The sequence below is a fragment of the Gimesia aquarii genome (assembly GCF_007748195.1).
GTDB classification, from domain to species: domain Bacteria; phylum Planctomycetota; class Planctomycetia; order Planctomycetales; family Planctomycetaceae; genus Gimesia; species Gimesia aquarii.
Map to the genome: position 1 here is coordinate 6,920,740 of NZ_CP037920.1, position 17,325 is coordinate 6,938,064.

The 17,325-nt window shown below is 43.7% G+C and carries 5 protein-coding genes; 3 read left to right on the plus strand and 2 right to left on the minus strand.

Translation table 11 applies throughout. The features are described from left to right. Nucleotides 1-43 precede the first annotated feature (43 nt). The 3 genes from V144x_RS26440 to V144x_RS26450 all read left to right on the plus strand — a co-directional run bounded on the left by V144x_RS26440 (nucleotide 44) and on the right by V144x_RS26450 (nucleotide 12,915). The gene (locus tag V144x_RS26440; RefSeq protein WP_197998650.1) at nucleotides 44-8,815 is read left to right on the plus strand and encodes a Calx-beta domain-containing protein; all 8,772 of its coding nucleotides are present in this window, start codon (nucleotides 44-46) and stop codon (nucleotides 8,813-8,815) included. A 171-nt stretch (nucleotides 8,816-8,986) separates the two neighbouring features. Next, nucleotides 8,987-12,274: a choice-of-anchor Q domain-containing protein gene (locus tag V144x_RS26445; protein ID WP_144989915.1), complete on the plus strand. Its 3,288-nt coding sequence runs from the start codon at nucleotides 8,987-8,989 to the stop codon at nucleotides 12,272-12,274. Nucleotides 12,275-12,504: 230 nt separating this feature from the next. Further along, nucleotides 12,505-12,915 (plus strand): hypothetical protein, encoded by a 411-nt coding sequence (locus V144x_RS26450; RefSeq protein ID WP_144989917.1) that lies wholly within the window; start codon nucleotides 12,505-12,507, stop codon nucleotides 12,913-12,915. A 257-nt stretch (nucleotides 12,916-13,172) separates the two neighbouring features. Here the strand turns inward: V144x_RS26450 and V144x_RS26455 are convergent, their stop codons facing one another. Together V144x_RS26455 and V144x_RS26460 are read right to left on the minus strand one after the other, a co-directional pair. Continuing rightward, nucleotides 13,173-14,699, minus strand: a complete 1,527-nt coding sequence (locus tag V144x_RS26455; protein WP_144989919.1) for a ComEC/Rec2 family competence protein — start codon at nucleotides 14,697-14,699, stop codon at nucleotides 13,173-13,175. Nucleotides 14,700-14,715: 16 nt separating this feature from the next. After that, entirely contained in the window at nucleotides 14,716-16,674 is a 1,959-nt protein-coding gene (locus V144x_RS26460) for a gluzincin family metallopeptidase (RefSeq protein WP_144989921.1), read from the minus strand. Between the last annotated feature and the right edge of the window lie 651 nt (nucleotides 16,675-17,325).

Sequence of the window (17,325 nt, forward strand, 5' to 3'; positions counted from 1 at the left end):
AGGTTGCGAAAGTTTTAGAGATAACCGAAAGAACCTGCCCCCGATGCTGTTAACCAACTGGTTAAAGTCGATTGCCTCGCACTGTCGACCATTCCGCCCCCGTCATCATCGCCACCAACGCTCACGTATCCTCAATCGATACCAGCCAGCGCTCAGTCGACGCATGATCGGCTGCGAGGAACTCGAAGACCGCACGATGCTGACTTCGATGATCAGCATTAATGATTTAAGTTGGGTCGAAGGTGATGTAGGCTCAACAATAGTGACATTCATTGTGACGCGGACAGGAGACAGTCCCGGCGATCTGAATGAAAACCTTGCCGTTGATTTCACCACTCTGGACGGCTCGGCGCAAAGTGATGACAATGATTATGTGGCCGTGAGCGGGACACTCGATTTCGAGGCAAGTGATACCTCTACCCGTCAGACAAAAACCATCCAAGTCCAGATGCTTGGAGATTACATTCAAGAAGGGGATGAGAGCTTCCAGATTGTTCTATCAACGCAGATGTCGGGCGTCACCTTTGTGAAAGATACGGGAATCCTGACTATTTTCGACGATGAGTATCATCGCGTTGAAGAAACACAGACACTCGCCCCCCCTGCCCCCTTAATTGAAGAAAGTCATTTTGGTCAAGTGATTGCAGTTGACGGTGACTACATGGTAGTCAGTGCTCCGGACAGTGACCTCGCAGGAAGTGATGCAGGAGCAGCTTATATATACTGGCGTAATCGTTTTGGTACTGCTGACGAAACAGATGACACCTGGAGTTATCATTCTACCTTAACAGCCTTTGACGGGGCTGAGTATGACCATTTCGGCAGCACGGTCGCAATCTCTGGTGACACGCTTGTCATTGGTGCTTCCGGAGCCGATTTAAGCGAATCAGATGAAGGGGCTGCCTATGTTTATCGTCTATCAGGCGGCCTATGGCAACTGGAATCAAAACTAACTGCTTCAGACGCGGGTGCTGGCGATAATTTTGGCTCAGATGTCGCGATTGAGAATGATCTCATCGTAATCGGAGCTGATTTGTATGACGTTCCAAATAACAGCAATTCTGGTGCCGCCTATATGTTTAGTCGCTCAGGCAACACTTGGTCTGAAAATCAAATCTTAACGGCGACAGAATTTTATAGTTCAAATAACAACTTCGGCACCTCTGTCGACATCAAGAATGGAGAAGTATTCGTTGCGGCCAGAAGGGCCAAGATCGATCACGATGGTGCCGGAGTAGGTAGTATCTTTACATTTCAGAACAATGCAGGGATCTGGGAAGTACAACAACAGCTCACACTATCTTTTAACAATTACTACGACTATGCTGGCCCGGACCTAAGCGTATCGGGAAATCATCTGGCCATCATCGCAGACGATTACAGCTACGTATACATGTATGAAAACAGAGATGGGATCTGGGAATTCCATCAACAAGTGTATGTTTTCAGCCCCACTTACTCACAGATGCAAATCCGTTCTATTGATTTGAAAGAGACCACCCTGGTCGTCGGGTCGACCGCAACACGCAGTGCTGCCGACTATGCAGGCGCAATCAGCGAATATAATCTGATTAGAGACAAATGGACCCGCACACAGAATTATTATGGAAGCAGCATCGACAATACGACCGGCTTTGGAACGGGTATCGCGATGGCAGATTCGCAGATCATTACAGGTGCTCCCAACACTGATAGTACCGTTCTTGAATCGGGACTAGTTCATGTGTTAGGTCCTTTTGTGCCCGGTTATGAAATATCTGATGTCTTTGAATACGAAGGGGACAGCGGTGAGACCCTATTCGAGTTCACCATTGAACGAAAAGCGAGCAAACCAGGTGATTTGAATTTCGCATCATCGATCGATTTTGCTACTCTAGACGGAACAGCCACCATTGCTGATGGAGACTATCAAGCTCAATCGGGAACGTTAACTTTCAACGCCGATCCTGACGTCATTTCACAAACACAAACGGTTACGATCGTGGTGAATGGAGATGATCAATACGAGGGAGGCGAAGCATTTTATTTAGAACTTTCCAACCCAACGAATGGCTCTCAACTGCTTGATCCTCAAGGGAAAGCCAGTATTGGCGGTGATGACTATGCCATTGTGAGAGTGGCTGAATCTGAAGTCATAGTCAACGAAGCAGATGGGATCGCACAGTTAACTCTGACTCTGGACGAAGTCTTCTCCGAAGATGTGGTAATTGGATTTTCTTTTGAAGAAAGCTCTGCACGTCTTGGCGATGATTTCGGATTTAATTTTTTCCCCCTTACAGTTACTATTCCTGCAGGTCAACTTTCGGCCACTTTCTCTATTGATATTGTTGAAGATAATATCGCTGAAGATGATGAGCAATTCTGGATTTACCTTCATAGTGGTAGCAATTATAGAGCTGTGTCTTTTGGTCCTACAATCGTTAAGATTTTAAATGATGATTTTATTGAACTATCAATCGATGATGCTGTCGTTAACGAAAACCAATCTTACGTGACTCTTTTTGTAAGAGCCTCTGAACCAGTTCGACTACCGCTGGTTGTTTATCACGCGACTCAAGATAATTCAGCCACAAGGCCTGATGACTACACTTCTCCTCCTGGTGGATCCCGGTTTGCAACCGGTGACCGAACCATTTCAACATTTACGATTCCTATCGTAAACGATCTCAACTGGGAACCAAATGAATCATTTTTTGTAAACCTGACTGGTGTTAGTATTTACAATATTGATAACCCACCTGTCGTTTTCATTGATAATCAAGCTGAAGTCACAATCATCGACGACGATGGACCTAACGTTTCCATCCGAGATGTGACTGTCGATGAAGATGCAGGAGACGCAACCCTCACTGTTTCTCTTCAGAATGCCGCCACGTTTCCCATAAATGTTGACTATACCACTGCCAATAACACCGCGATTCAGACTGAGGATTTTTCACCAACCTCTGGAACAGTTACTTTTGCCCCTGGGGAAACAACAGTTACTTTTACTGTTCCAATTATCGACTCGGCTTTTTCTGAAGAAACTGAGTCCTTTTTCGTGAACCTGAGTAACTTAGTAGTTGCAAGTGGCCCCCCTATTCCTATTGATATTCGCGATCCTCAAGCAGAAGTAACGATCATCGATGATGACTATTACTATCTGACCATCGGACATCAAAGTGTAAACGAAGCCGATGGGACAGTTTCACTCACCGTGAAGTTGGATCAGGCATTGCCTACAGCCATGGACGTCGATTTCTCTACTATCAATCACACTGCCATCGCGGGAACCGATTACCAGTCAACGACAGGGACAGTCTCTTTTTCTCCTGGTGAAACAGAGAAAACGATTACCATTCCGATCATTGATGATTATCTCGTGGAAAATCTGGAAGGGTTTTATGTCAGATTGAACAATCTACAAACCAATGGTTCCAATGTCACCATTAATATGAGTCAGGCTTATGTTAGAATTCATGATGAAGACCAGTATTACCTGACGATTGATGACCAGACCATCAACGAGAGTGATGGGACAGCAACCCTGACCGTGACTCTAGACCACGCACTTCCGAAAACTCTGACAGTCGATTATTCAAGCCTCGGAGAGACAGCTACTACAAACGTTGATTTTCAGGCTACAACGGGAACCCTGACTTTCAATCCTGGAGATCTGACTAAAACAATCACCATCCCGATTACGGACGACGCCTTCGTTGAAGGTACGGAAACTTTTTTTGTCAAACTAAGTAATCAACAGACAACAGGGGGAGTTGTCTCTTTCATTCAAGATCAGTCACAAATCACAATTAGGGACGACGACCAAGCTTTCGTATCCATCAATGATGTGACAGTCAATGAAGACGACGGAATGGCAACTCTTACCGTGACACTTGATCAGACCGTAAATACCACCATCAATATAGGCTTAAAAACACAGAATCAGACTGCGCATGACAGAAGAGACTATGAAACGAATTATGCCTCACTAATTTTTGAGCCAGGAGAAACATCTAAAGAAATACAAATTGGAATCCTTGAAGATAATATTGTTGAACTCGCGGAAACGTTTCTGGTTGTTCTTGAACTGAACAATCCGGAATCAGGTGCTCAGATTCTATTCACTGACAATCAGAGTGAGATTACCATCCTAGATAATGATCAGGCAACGCTCCGAATTGCAGACCTCACAGTGGATGAAACAGACGGGGTGGCAATCGTGAAAGTCTCTTTAGATAATCCTGTCTCAACCTCCGTCAGTTTTGATTATGAAACAATAGATCAAACAGCCTCCAGTCCAGATGACTTTACTTCTGTAAATAACAATGGAGTTATTAATCCGGGTAAGACGTATTTTGACATCATTATCCCAATCATCGATGATACGCAATTCGAAAATAGTGAAACCATGCTAGTAAATCTAACCAATTTACAGGCAAGTGATGCTGATGTAATTTTCGCAGACGATCAGGGGATCGTAACTATTTACGATTCCCTCAGCACTCAAATCGATATTCAAGACATCTCTGTCGATGAAGATGAAGGAGAAGCAACGGTCTTAGTCACATTAACGACTCCCGTAGATACGATCGTCAACATAGACTACACAACTGCCAATGGCTCTGCCGTTGAAATATCTGACTTTCTGGCACGCTCTGGGACTCTCGTTTTTCAACCAGGAGAAACCACTAAATCAGTAACCATACCAATTGTATATTCACCAATGGTTGAGCCTGATAAATTTTTTAATTTCAAAGTCAGTAATTTTCTGATCAATGGTACTGACACGCTGATTGAAGATGACCAGGTCGAAATCGAGATTCATGACAGAGACCGCGCCAAGATCAGTCTCCCAGAGGATTTTTCTGTACAGGAATCGGATGGCTTGGTGACAGTAACGTTATCTATGGATCGTCCTGTCAGCACGCCCGTTGAAATTAATTATTTTATTATTCAAGTAAGTGCAAAAGCATCTAAAGATTATACTGACGTTTTCGGTACATTGAGATTTAATCCGGGAGAGCAAACAAAATCCTTTACGATTCCGATCATTGATGACGAACTAATCGAATCAGACGAGACATTCCGAATCATTTTGAACCGCCTGGAAAATAACAATTCAGACGTAATCATAGATGGTATTGGTGCTGACATAACAATTATTGACAATGACCAGGGTACACTTTCAATTTCTGACCTTACTGTTAGTGAGGATGATGGCTATGTCTATGTTAATTTATCTCTTACCAAAGCTCTCGGCTCCTCATTGTATGTCTTTTATGAAACCGTAGACCAAACTGCCACTCAACCTGACGACTATTCACCAAGGTCAGATCGGGTGGAGCTTCTGGCAGGATATCTGTCACGCACTTTCTCTTTTATTCTGAAAGAAGATACGATCATGGAAGGTACAGAGACATTTCAGATCAATTTGCTCAGCATCACATACTCAGATATTTTTGATATTTCTTTAGCAAACAATTCTGCCACTATCACGATCCTAGATGATGACTTTCCCAGAATCAGTATTGAAGATATCACGATTGACGAATCTGCTGGAGAGGCCCAAATCATTGTATCCTCTTCCCATCCACCCGTTTCCCCATTTAGTGTTGATTTCTCCACATCCAATGACACTGCTGTGAATTCGGACGACTATCTCTCTCAGTCGGGAACACTGACCTTTGATATTGGAGAACAGACAAAAACAATTACAGTCCCGATCATCGAATCTGACCAAGTCGAAGCAGATGAAAAATTCCTGATTAACCTTTTTAACTTACAGACCAACGGGACCCAAGTTGAACTCGTAGACGATCAGGCTGTAGTAATAATTACTGATAATGACGAGTCTCAGGTTACGGTCAGTGATGTGACTGTCGACGAAACAGCGGGGACCGCCACTGTAACCGTTTCTCTAGACCAACCTGTTGCCACGATTGTCGGCATCGATTATGAAACTGCTAACGATACTGCGACCAGTTCTGATGATTATCTCAGCCAGTCTGGTACCATTAACTTCCTTCCGGGAGAGCAAGAGCAGAGTATTACCATTTCAATAGTCGATACAGATCTGGTAGAAACTGACGAAAAGTTTCTTGTCAATTTATTTAACATTCAGGCAAATGGCGCAAATCTCATTTTTGCAGATAATCAGGCAGAAGTTACGATTATAGATGATGATGACCCCTATTTATCAATCAGTGATCTCACAGTGAATGAGGCGGATGGCACAGCATCCGTTATTGTTTCTCTGGAGAAGCCAGTTAATACCGCCGTCAGTGTCGACTATATCACCGCCGATCAATCCGCCTTAAATTCGATCGATTATTCGTTTCAATCTGGCACTTTGATCTTCAATCCGGGAGAGCAATCGAAGACCATTGAAATTTCGATTCTTGATAATGCCATTGTCGAAGGAATCGAAACATTTCTTGTCAATTTGCGAAATATGCAAACCAGCAGCCCCGAAGTGATTCTCGCTGATGATCAGGCGGAAATTACCATCGTTGATGATGATCAGGCCACGTTTTCGATCGACGATCTTTCAGTCGATGAAACGGCGGGAACCGCTAAGCTGAAAGTGTCTCTGAATCGCCCGGTTCATACCACAGTCAGTGTTGACTTCGCGACCGCTGACAGTTCGGCCTCAAATTTCACAGATTATTTATCCCAGTCAGGCACACTTACGTTTTTCCCAGGGCAGCAGTCAAAATACATTACGATTCCCATTCTGGATTCCAGTCTTGTGGAAGGCACGGAACGATTTTTCGTGAACCTGACCAACATTCAGTCCAACGGTGCTCAAGTAACTTTTGCAGATGATCAGTCAGAAGTCACGATCATGGATGACGATCAAGCCAACTTATCAATCAACGATCTAACCGTGAATGAAGCGGCAGGAACTGCAACCCTGACGGTAGCGTTAGACCAACCAGTTCAAGCAAATATCAACGTTGATTTCTCTACAGTTGATCAATCAGCGTTCGCCTCTGACGACTATCTCTCGCACTCTGGTACGCTGACCTTCAACCCGAATGAGCAAATCAAAACGATTACTATTTCGATCATCGATTCCGATCTGGTGGAACTTGATGAAACGTTTCTGGTGAAACTCTCCAACCTGCAGACGAACGGCGCTGATATTCTTCTGATAGATGACCAGGCTAAAGTAACCGTCATAGATGATGACCAAGCCAGAATTACCATCAATGACATTTCAGTTGATGAACATGCCGGCACGGCCACTGTGACGGTTTCTCTCGATCAACCCGTTGATTCTGCAGTCAGTGTCGATTTTACAACCGCTGATCAAAGTGCGAATCAGACCAATGACTATCTCACCTCAGCCGGTACTCTGACCTTCAATCCGGGTGAGCAATCAAAAACCATTACCATTTCCATCGTGGATTCGGATCTGCTGGAACGCGATGAAACTTTCCTGGTGAATCTGTCTAATATTCAAGCAGGTGGTCGTGATGTCATCTTCGCCGATGATCAGGCAGAAGTCACTATTATTGATGACGAGACTGCCACAGCCAGGGTTGACCTACGTGTAGTTCATGATCCTACAAATACACTCCCCAATGGAGAAGCAGGTTCACTTCCTGATAGTGTGGAGTGGGTTAAAGAATGGTCTTCCTATTGGGTTGAAGTCTGGGTTGATGCCAGTAGCTCAACTCATCAAGGGATCTTTTCCGTACAATTCAATCTTGACTATAACACAGAATATACATCGGCCACAGAAATTCAATTTGGTGCCAGCTTTACTCAAAATCAAGCTGGATCGATTAACGATGCGACAGGAGCCATCGAAGGTCTGTTTGCGGAAACGAATACATTGGATCTGGGATCCAACGACCATCTTCTGTTTGCCCGTATCAAATTTCAACCGCTGGCCGAGGATCAAGTGGAACTGGATTATTCAGGGAAAAACATCGGCCCTTATGACTTAGGCTTTAATATTAACTCTGCGCAAGTCCATTTAGTTGGTAAGATTCCTGCCACAACCATTTCAGGACAATTTGATGGAGCCAGTATCTGGGCAAACCCATATGATTTGAATGATGACGATGCGGTCAATTTTCGAGACCTGATGTTATTCGCCAGCGTCTACAATACGATTCCCAGCGAATCGAGTTCAGACCATTCCTGGTTTGCTGATCTGAATCAAAGTGATCGAGTTAACTTTAAAGATTTGGTCTTATTTGCCAGTAACTACGGTAAAAGAAAACTCGATCATCCAACGATCGTCTATCCTCTGAATTTTCCTCATGCCTGGAACAATCAACTGCTGGTCGATACCACTCAGGGTGAGCCACAGTTGGCACCAGAGACTCTCTCACAATCAACGGCAGACATCGCACTGAATAATGTGGTCGAACATGTCAGTCCTCAGCTTAGTCCCAGCCAAAATGAAACACTGGAAGACATCGATATTCAGGTTATTGATCTGCAAGGCGATACCCTGGGCCGTGCTGTTTCCGGCACAATTTATATTGACGCCGATGCAGCAGGATATGGCTGGTTTGTGGACGCGACGCCTGGTGATAGTAGTGAGTTCGAAATTGAGAGCCAATTATCGCTCATCGCCCTGCCCGACACTGATGCCGCGGGCCGCGTTGATCTCTGGTCGGTCATCATGCACGAACTCGGCCATCTGTTGGGATACGAACATGAAGACACAGGGCTGATGCAAGACACCCTACCTCCCGGAGTGCGCAGGCTTCCCTCCTGGGAATTGAACATTGACCTGGGAAACAACTCCCTGCCCGAAGAAGCAGACTCCTTCTTTCTGACTATCCAGGATCAAACTGAGTTAGTCCCCTTTTAAAGTGACCAAAACGCCATAAGTAAAGACCATTATTTCATAAAAACACTCTATTTACAGCTGCGATCGTAATAAAACGATCATTGTATCTGCCCTAAATCGTGTTAATATAGGTAGCCTTAAACCAGCTTTACTTACCATAAACCTACCTTATCCCCGCTGGATATTACTAATATGTTTCGATTTCACTGGCTTACCTCTTTACGGAACAAGCTACGCGCGGACTCTACGAGACGCATTCAATCTCAGCGAAAACATGCGCGGCAACTAAGTTTACGAGTAGCAACTGCTTTCGTTTCACGAACTGCTGCAGAAAGATTAGAAGACCGTACCCTACTGACAGCATTCACGGTTGTGAATACCAACGACTTCGGTACCGGCAGTCTCAGAGAAGCAATCGAACAAGCCAATGCTAGCGCGGGTGCAGACACCATTTCTTTCGATGCCAGTCTCGCCGGCCAGACGATTTTTGTTGCTGGTGAAATCACAATTTCTGATGAGTTGACAATTAATGGACTAGGGGCTGATCAGCTTACATTGAGTGGGAATGGGATTAATCGTCATTTTTACATCAATGACTATGATAATGAGAACCTGTTTTCAGTCGTCATGAATGGGCTCACACTGGCTGACGGATATGGGTTCTTTAACGGTATCCATAACCTGAGCGATGGAGGAGCGATCTTCAACTACGAGAGTCTTACTTTGCAGGATTGTATTTTTTCTAATAATTATGCTCAGGTTGATGGCGGTGCAATTCGAAATAACAGCGGTTCTTTAACAGTCGTCAATTGCTCGTTTTCTGAAAATACAGCATTGAATCAAGGAGGTGCGATCTATAGTGTTGGTGGGCAACTTAGTATCGTTAATTCTCATTTTGTTGATAACTCAGCAAATTTTGGTGGTGGAATATACAACATTGCTGCTTTCTCTGAACTGACCATTACAAATTCCACATACTCAGGAAACGAGGCTGAGTGGTATGGCGGCGGTATTTATAATGAGTCGGGCTCAATACTAGTTACGAATTCTGAGTTTTCTGAAAACTCAGCCGGAATAGGTGGAGGAATATATAACACGAATTTTTCATTTAGCAGTAATCCTGGCATAGTTACGATTAGAGATACGACGTTCAATAAGAATCATTCGGGGAGTTCTGGAGGAGGCATTTACAATCATGAAACGGTTTTGACACTGGAAAAGAGTATTTTTACTCAAAACACATCATTCGGCAACGGTGGTGGAATTTCTAATTCTCTTGGAAAACTTAGCATTCAAACTTGTACGTTTATAGGCAACTCAGCAGAAATATCCGGTGGGGGCATCGAAAGTAAAAATGGGTTTGCTTCATATCATCCGTACAGAACAGATAGTATCACAATCAGTGACAGTATCTTTTCAGAAAACACGGCTTTAAAAGAAGGCGGTGGAATATTTAGTTCTCATGGCGAGATTTCAATTTTTGATACACAACTTATTGGCAATTCCGCAATGAGTAGTGGCGGTGGAATCTATACCATATCTTCAGAAACAATCACCATCGAGAACAGCGAGTTGACAGGTAATTCAGCCGCGTTCCAAGGTGGCGGACTTTATGGAGTATTCACATCCAAAGTATCAATTAATAATAGTACCGTTGCTGCTAATCAATCCGAATCTTTTGGTGGCGGAATCTATGTTCTTGGTGAAGAGTTTACCATTAAAAATAGTACACTCTCAGGAAATACATCCGAAACAAAAGGAGGAGGAATTTATTATTCCAGAAGTGGAAGCAATTCTGCCTTTACTATACTCAATTGTACGATTGTTAGGAATTCTTCTGCGGAGAGTGGAGGTGGGATCTATGCTGACTTTTTTACCTACACAATTATTAATAGTCTGATCGCTGGAAATATTGCAGACTCTGATCCGCAAGTTTACGGAAGTTATATTGGCTATTCTAATATTATCCAGGATAGCATTAATGGATTAATTGACCCCATTCTGCGAGATAACGGTGGACCAACAAAAATACATGCATTACTGCCTGATAGTATTGCGATCAATGCCGGTAATAATGCTGCCGCTACAGATGCTGGTTTAACCAACGATCAACGGGGAGCAGGTTTTGATCGTATTATTGGTGACACCGTCGATATCGGTGCTTATGAAGTTCAAACACCTTTCACTCAGCTAGAATTACGAGTCGTCAATTCAAAAACCGCTACACAAAGTAATGGAGAATCGAGTTCGCTTCCTGACAACCTGACCTGGGTTGATGAATGGAGTAGTTACTGGTTAGAAATCTGGATTAGCACGCCTTCTACAACCGATTTAGGTATTCTATCGGCTGCACTCAATTTGAGTTACAACACTGCGATTACCACAGCAACCAGTATCGAATATGGTTCTGCATTCACATTGCATCAAACAGGAATGATCAACGATGTGACAGGAACGATTGAAAACTTGTCAGCGGAGACAAGCCTGACGGATGTGGGTGATAATCAACATGTGCTTTTTGTCCGAATTAAGTTTGAGTCCACTTCTGACGATGCGATCGACCTGGACTTGCAAAGCCTAAGCATGAATCCCCAAAGCTCTGAATTTTTGATCAAACAACCAGAAATTCGTTTTGTCGGAGGCTCTCTCAGCGAAGAGGTTCATGGCCCTTCACCTGAAACACAAATCTACGCGAATCCTTACGATTTAAACGATGACGATGCAATCAATTTTAAAGACCTGATGTTATTCGCCAGTGCCTACAATACGATTCCCAGCGAATCGAGTTCAGACTATTCCTGGTTTGCTGATCTGAATCAAAGTGATCGAGTCAACTTTAAAGATTTGATCTTATTTGCCAGTAATTACGGTAAGCGGAAATCAAATCAATCTACGATTGTATATCCTCAGAATTTTCCTTATGCCTGGAACAATCAACTGCTGGTCGATACCACTCAGGGTGAGCCACAGTTGGCACCAGAGACTCTCTCACAATCAACGGCAGACATCGCACTGAATAATGTGGTCGAACATGTCAGTCCTCAGCTTAACCCCAGCCAGAATGAAACGCTGGAGCAAATCGACATTCATGTCGTTGACCTCGAAGGCAATACTCTGGGCCGCGCTGCTTCCGGTACGATTTATATCGATGCCAACGCCGCGGGATACGGCTGGTTTGTGGACGCGACGCCTGGTGATAGTAGTGAGTTCGAAATTGAGAGCCAATTATCGCTCATCGCCCTGCCCGACACTGATGCCGCGGGACGCGTTGATCTCTGGTCGGTCATCATGCATGAACTCGGCCATCTATTAGGTTTCGAACATGAAGACACAGGGCTGATGCAAGACACCCTGCCTCCCGGAGTGCGCAGGCTTCCCTCCTGGGAATTGAACATCGATCTGGGAAACAGCTACCTGCCCGAAGAAGCAGACTCCTTCTTTCTGACTATCCAGGATCAAACTGAGTTAGTGCCCTTTTAAATCGTTTTCCGATTTTCTGAAGCAATAAAATAGAGCTATCTCTCTGATCTGACAAACCATTCCCTATGGCAATTTGGATTGCACTCTAGTCATAAAATGTGCAATCATACTGCGACACAGTATTACCTCCTTGTAGTTTGATTACTGTTTTTGAAAACAAGGATGGAACCTCTTTTCTTTAGCTGATAAGCGTAAATTTAAATTAACAAGACAAAGCTTCGAGGAAAAGAATGCAACTGTCTACCGAATTACTGGGATGGTTGGCCGTCGCTTCGGTAATCACGTTCATCGGAACAATCATCATGATTCCGATATTGGTGGTCCGAATTCCGGTTGACTATTTCATGCGTAAAGAACGAGGATCTCTGCCCTGGGCTTCGCGGCACCCTGTCGTTCGAGTCATTCTACTGACAGGTAAAAACCTTTTCGGCTTCCTGTTTATAGGAGTCGGCATCTTATTACTGGCACTGCCGGGCCAGGGGCTTGTGACAATTATCATTGGAATTTTGTTGATTGACTTTCCGGGCAAGTTTAAACTCGAACGCTGGATCATTTCACAAAAACCAGCCCTCCGCAGCATCAACTGGCTGCGACGACGCTCAAATTGCCCACCGTTAGAGATCCCGGAAGATCTAAAATAGGTCTCATACAGGATTGATTTAACGGGTAATAGAAAAGAGAAAGAATTCTGCTTGAGATTAAGAAAAACGTACCAGCAAAAGAAAGTAGGGCGAAAAGCTCAAAGCAACCATGCCCCGTATCTCCTCATAAATCAGTTTCCATATCATGCAGACACAGCGGAGTAGAGCAACTTCTGAAATTCCGTGAACTTGCTCTGTGAAATAGAACTCAGGTAACTTGCCAATCCGTTGTAGCAATTCAAAGCATTGACCTTCAATCAAATATTGATTGAAATCTCGACAAACTTATCATCATCAATAATAGAATTAGTATATTTATTGCGTTCATCTGTTGACATTCGCCTTTGGTACTCTTTGATTTTGTCTGTGAGTGGAATTTCGTTTTCCAAGTCAAAAAAGAGATTGTCTGTGTTTTGAACGATCGTCCTCCCGTTTGTTCGTTCGAGCAAAGCCTTCAAAATTGCTCGGTTAGGCATTGTGGATTTCCATCCAGAACTAATCACATCGTAATTGAGCGTAGCCATTGCCACCAGATCGGGATGGTTCATCATTTCAAGTCCAATGCTCTGTGCCGTGCCATTGTGACTAAGGTGATGTGCAACTTTGTAAAATATCACTCGATTCAAGAGATCTTCTGTCGAGAGATCGGAGTCCGGTAATGTTTCATTCCAGTCAATCTCATGCCAGCTTTCCCAACTTCCAAACTCTGCATCACCGGGAAAGAGCATCACTTTTCCGCTCTCCTTAAACTCAATGGCGAGAACAAGACTCAAGTTGTTTGTCAGACTATTCATTCGCAAAGCCAAATTCGCTGAGCTTTGTAGCCATTCGAAGTCGATTCGTCTCCAAGCCTCATTTGCGTTCTCATAGGGAGATCTTCTTAAGGTTGATTTTGAAGCGAAAGTTGATGACGGAAAGGGAGTAAGCGTTGTATCGCTTGAAACATCGTCATTAAAATTCATAGTATCCGTAAAATAGTCACTGTCTTGAAGCTGGAATCGCAGTGCATCGAGAGCATAGTCTTCAGGGTCTAGCTGATTGTTATGTCTATAGGATTCGCCAATTTCACCACTTTCCTTAGCAACTTCTTCGTGAGTTGCCGGTGGCCCAAGAACAAAAATTCGAATACCATCAAGACCTTCGATATCGTATAGAATCTCACCGGGAGAAAGATATTCAATATCATGTTCTCGACCTAACTGCTCTTTCGCAATTTGCATTCCTTTCAGAGGTCCCTTGTACTCCTTCTCATCTTCATTCACATGAAGATCGGCAAATTCCTGCACAGAGTTGGCAAAGTTTTTGTGAAACGACAACAGTCCGTTCGATGCCAGCGAACCTTCCAGCTGATTTTTGAACTCAAATGAATTCACATCCTCGTTTAATTGTTTGGCAGCACGGGCAAGAGCCATTTTCTTCTGGCCATATTTCGTTTTCCATTTCTTGACCTTTGGTTTCGCGTCGTTCTCAGACCATCCCATCCATAGTTCACCGACAGAAAGCCCTTCGACAAAAAGTTGTTCACATCGTTGGAACCCAAGTACATGATCCAGGTGCTCGTGCGTAATCACCAATGCATCTACGTGACCATCAAGATCACGAATGAGTTCCTTGACAAATGGCGTTAGTCCATCCTTCGATCCACTTATGCAGCCGCAATCGAACAACATTGTGAAAGTGATTTCAGTGTCATGAAGAAATTTCAAAGAGAGACAGTCCCCTGTTCCCATTTTGTACATGCGAACTTTGACATCTGTGATGGTTTTTTTCTGATCATCAGGCATGGTTGAAACCTAGATATTAGTGGTTATGCAGTATCGAAAACATGTGACCAAAACTATTGTCGTGTCCAACACCAAAGTAACTCGCAAATTCGGAAATTGTTGCTGGCAGCACTTCAGATTGGAATTGATATTGGCTTAGAATCCTTTTACTCGGTAGTCGGGTTTTTCTACCGTCTGAGCGTTTTGGTTCAAACAATGGTTTAGAGATGGCATACTTGAGCCGAACATCCTCAGAATCAAGGTCAAATATCAGAGTGGAACCTCCTTGAACTTCGATTCCTCCAATCGGTTTTCCTTCATGTCTCGGGTCGTAATAGCGAACAAATTTCCCAGAACGAATGACAACGCCCATTCTTTGTATCAAACTAAACACGATTTGATTGACAAACTTGCCATCTGGCCCAACTCGCGATACGAGCCTCAAGTTTTGAATCTGAAACGACGGACGCTCATCTACCACTGAATCGCCAAAATCAAATTTTTCCCAGTTAAAAACAAGCCCTGTCAACTTTTCGAACTCGTATGTGATTCTGAATTTTTGCTTCAAACGCTTATGTAATCCCATAACGCGCGAATTACCTGCTACATATGTTTTTGTAATGTTAAAGATCTTTTTACGTTCGGTTTCATATAAGAGCTCTTTTCGATAGTCCTTCAAAAATTCAACAAGGATTCCGATGCTCCGCTGAGTATCAGCTGAAAGATCTATTGGGGAAGGAAAACGCAGACTCTCTTCACTTAAGTTCTTTAGATTACTGGGATAGATTCCACGCCGTCTAAACGAATCAATGAATGCAAGTCGATAGTGGTATTTGTCGTCATCGGCTAAGTCAAAATCCGCTGTAATGATTGCCCTCAGAAAATCACCAAAAGTAATGTCAACTGGTGGGCAATAGTCGATAGCACGGATACACATATTCAAAATGTGCTGGGCAGACTTGGATGCTTCATTTGCCAGGCGATTCACCAAATCTGGTGAGAGTTCGCCTTCTGGCATAACTCCAGATCCAGCAGTTGCAATTCTTAACAGATCCTGAATACGTCGTTTGTAGATCGTGAGAAATGCTTCAAATACTGCCGCGACAAGAATGCTTCCTCGATGATGTGGCTCCGTTACATTCTGATATTCGGCCGGGTCGGATTTCTGTGGCACCCACTGACCGGATTCATCATATCCACCGAGTGCATTTCGCAAGCTTCCATAACGCCCGATTGATACTCCAATTTGCTGGGCAAGTTGTCCCAACAAATTCTGGTCATCCAAATTGCCGCTTGTCCTACTAATTTGATGTTTAAGAACTTCAGGAAACGTAAAATGTTGAAACAAAGCAATGATGTCTGCAAAAGCCTCATGAAAGGCAAGGACATCTGGATTTGTTGGTTGGTTGTATTCACGATGTAGGCCATCCAATATTGCATGAGTGACTTCATGAGCTATGATGTCATGGCTCAAACACGTAAACACTAAAGAACCGGGCATTTGCAATGCGACGTCGTTGGGTGTAGCTGAAAAATATCCGAATAGTACAGCTTTCTTAAGCGGGCTGTAGTAGGCATTTGCCTCTCGAATTGCATGCGGGTAAATACGCAGCCTTGGAACATAGTCTTCATATGCACCCTGACCTTCTTTCAAACGCGTAGACCAAAATAGCTTTCGTCCGAGAGCTTTTTCAAAATTCTTGATGGTTACCATTGCAACGGCATAAACCATCTGTTGGTGAAACTGTGGATTGCTTTCGCTCGGGTCTAATCCTTTATTTACCAGTTCATATTCGCCACTCAAATCAACAGGTTTATACATTTGCTTGATTGTTGGATCGTAGTCAACGACTTCGATATACTCACCTATTGGTCCTGGTTTGAGTTCTTCCCAGGGAATGTGATAGACAATTGTATTAATATCAACTGTGTCAATCTGCAGCGAAAGTGAAGGATCGAACGCATATCCCTGCAGGTTTCTAGTTCTTGGGTACATTAGAATCTGCCTGACTGCTATGTGCTAATAAATGATACTAAGGTATAGAATGACAAACTTTCACCGATTGTCAATTATTAATTTTTCGTCAAACAACTTATTAGGGATTCCCATAATCGTCCGTGAAATCACACCGAAATTGCTCTGAAATCGCGACATGCATTTGATAATTTCGTCCGAAACAGAAAACGACATCTCGCCAGACTGCACAGGAAGAAGTCTTCTGACCATGTAAGCGAATTCCGACTGCACACGTACTTAATAACACCAACGTGGGCAGAGTGAACGGAGACTGGTAGCACGAATATTCGATCGCTCGGGCTACTACTCGTTTCAAGCACAACCAAAATAAACCATCGTTTTATTAACCAACCTTAGAGTGGTGCTTGGGTAATACTTAGTAACCCGGCGTTTTTCAGTTTGAGATTAAAAGGGGTGACAACACCTGTCTTCAATTTCGGAGCAATGTTAGTGCGCTGTTCTAGATGAGGCATGTTTTATGGGTGGTGTGTGCTTTCATCGCGATCTGCACCAATGATTGTGCTCTGACTTTGTACGAACATGGCAAATGGTGTGAGGGGGTCAATCATCAAATTATGCGCAATTGTGTCTCGACTTGTGTCAATATGGTCCTGAAACGCATAGATTTCG

What these genes read in the sequence shown, in the direction of transcription:
- V144x_RS26440 (WP_197998650.1), top strand. Translation starts at nt 44, where the DNA reads ATGCTGTTAACCAACTGGTTAAAGTCGATTGCCTCGCACTGTCGACCA.
- V144x_RS26455 (WP_144989919.1), bottom strand. Translation starts at nt 14,699, where the DNA reads ATGCCTGATGATCAGAAAAAAACCATCACAGATGTCAAAGTTCGCATG.
- V144x_RS26460 (WP_144989921.1), bottom strand. Translation starts at nt 16,674, where the DNA reads ATGTACCCAAGAACTAGAAACCTGCAGGGATATGCGTTCGATCCTTCA.
- V144x_RS26445 (WP_144989915.1), top strand. Translation starts at nt 8,987, where the DNA reads ATGTTTCGATTTCACTGGCTTACCTCTTTACGGAACAAGCTACGCGCG.
- V144x_RS26450 (WP_144989917.1), top strand. Translation starts at nt 12,505, where the DNA reads ATGCAACTGTCTACCGAATTACTGGGATGGTTGGCCGTCGCTTCGGTA.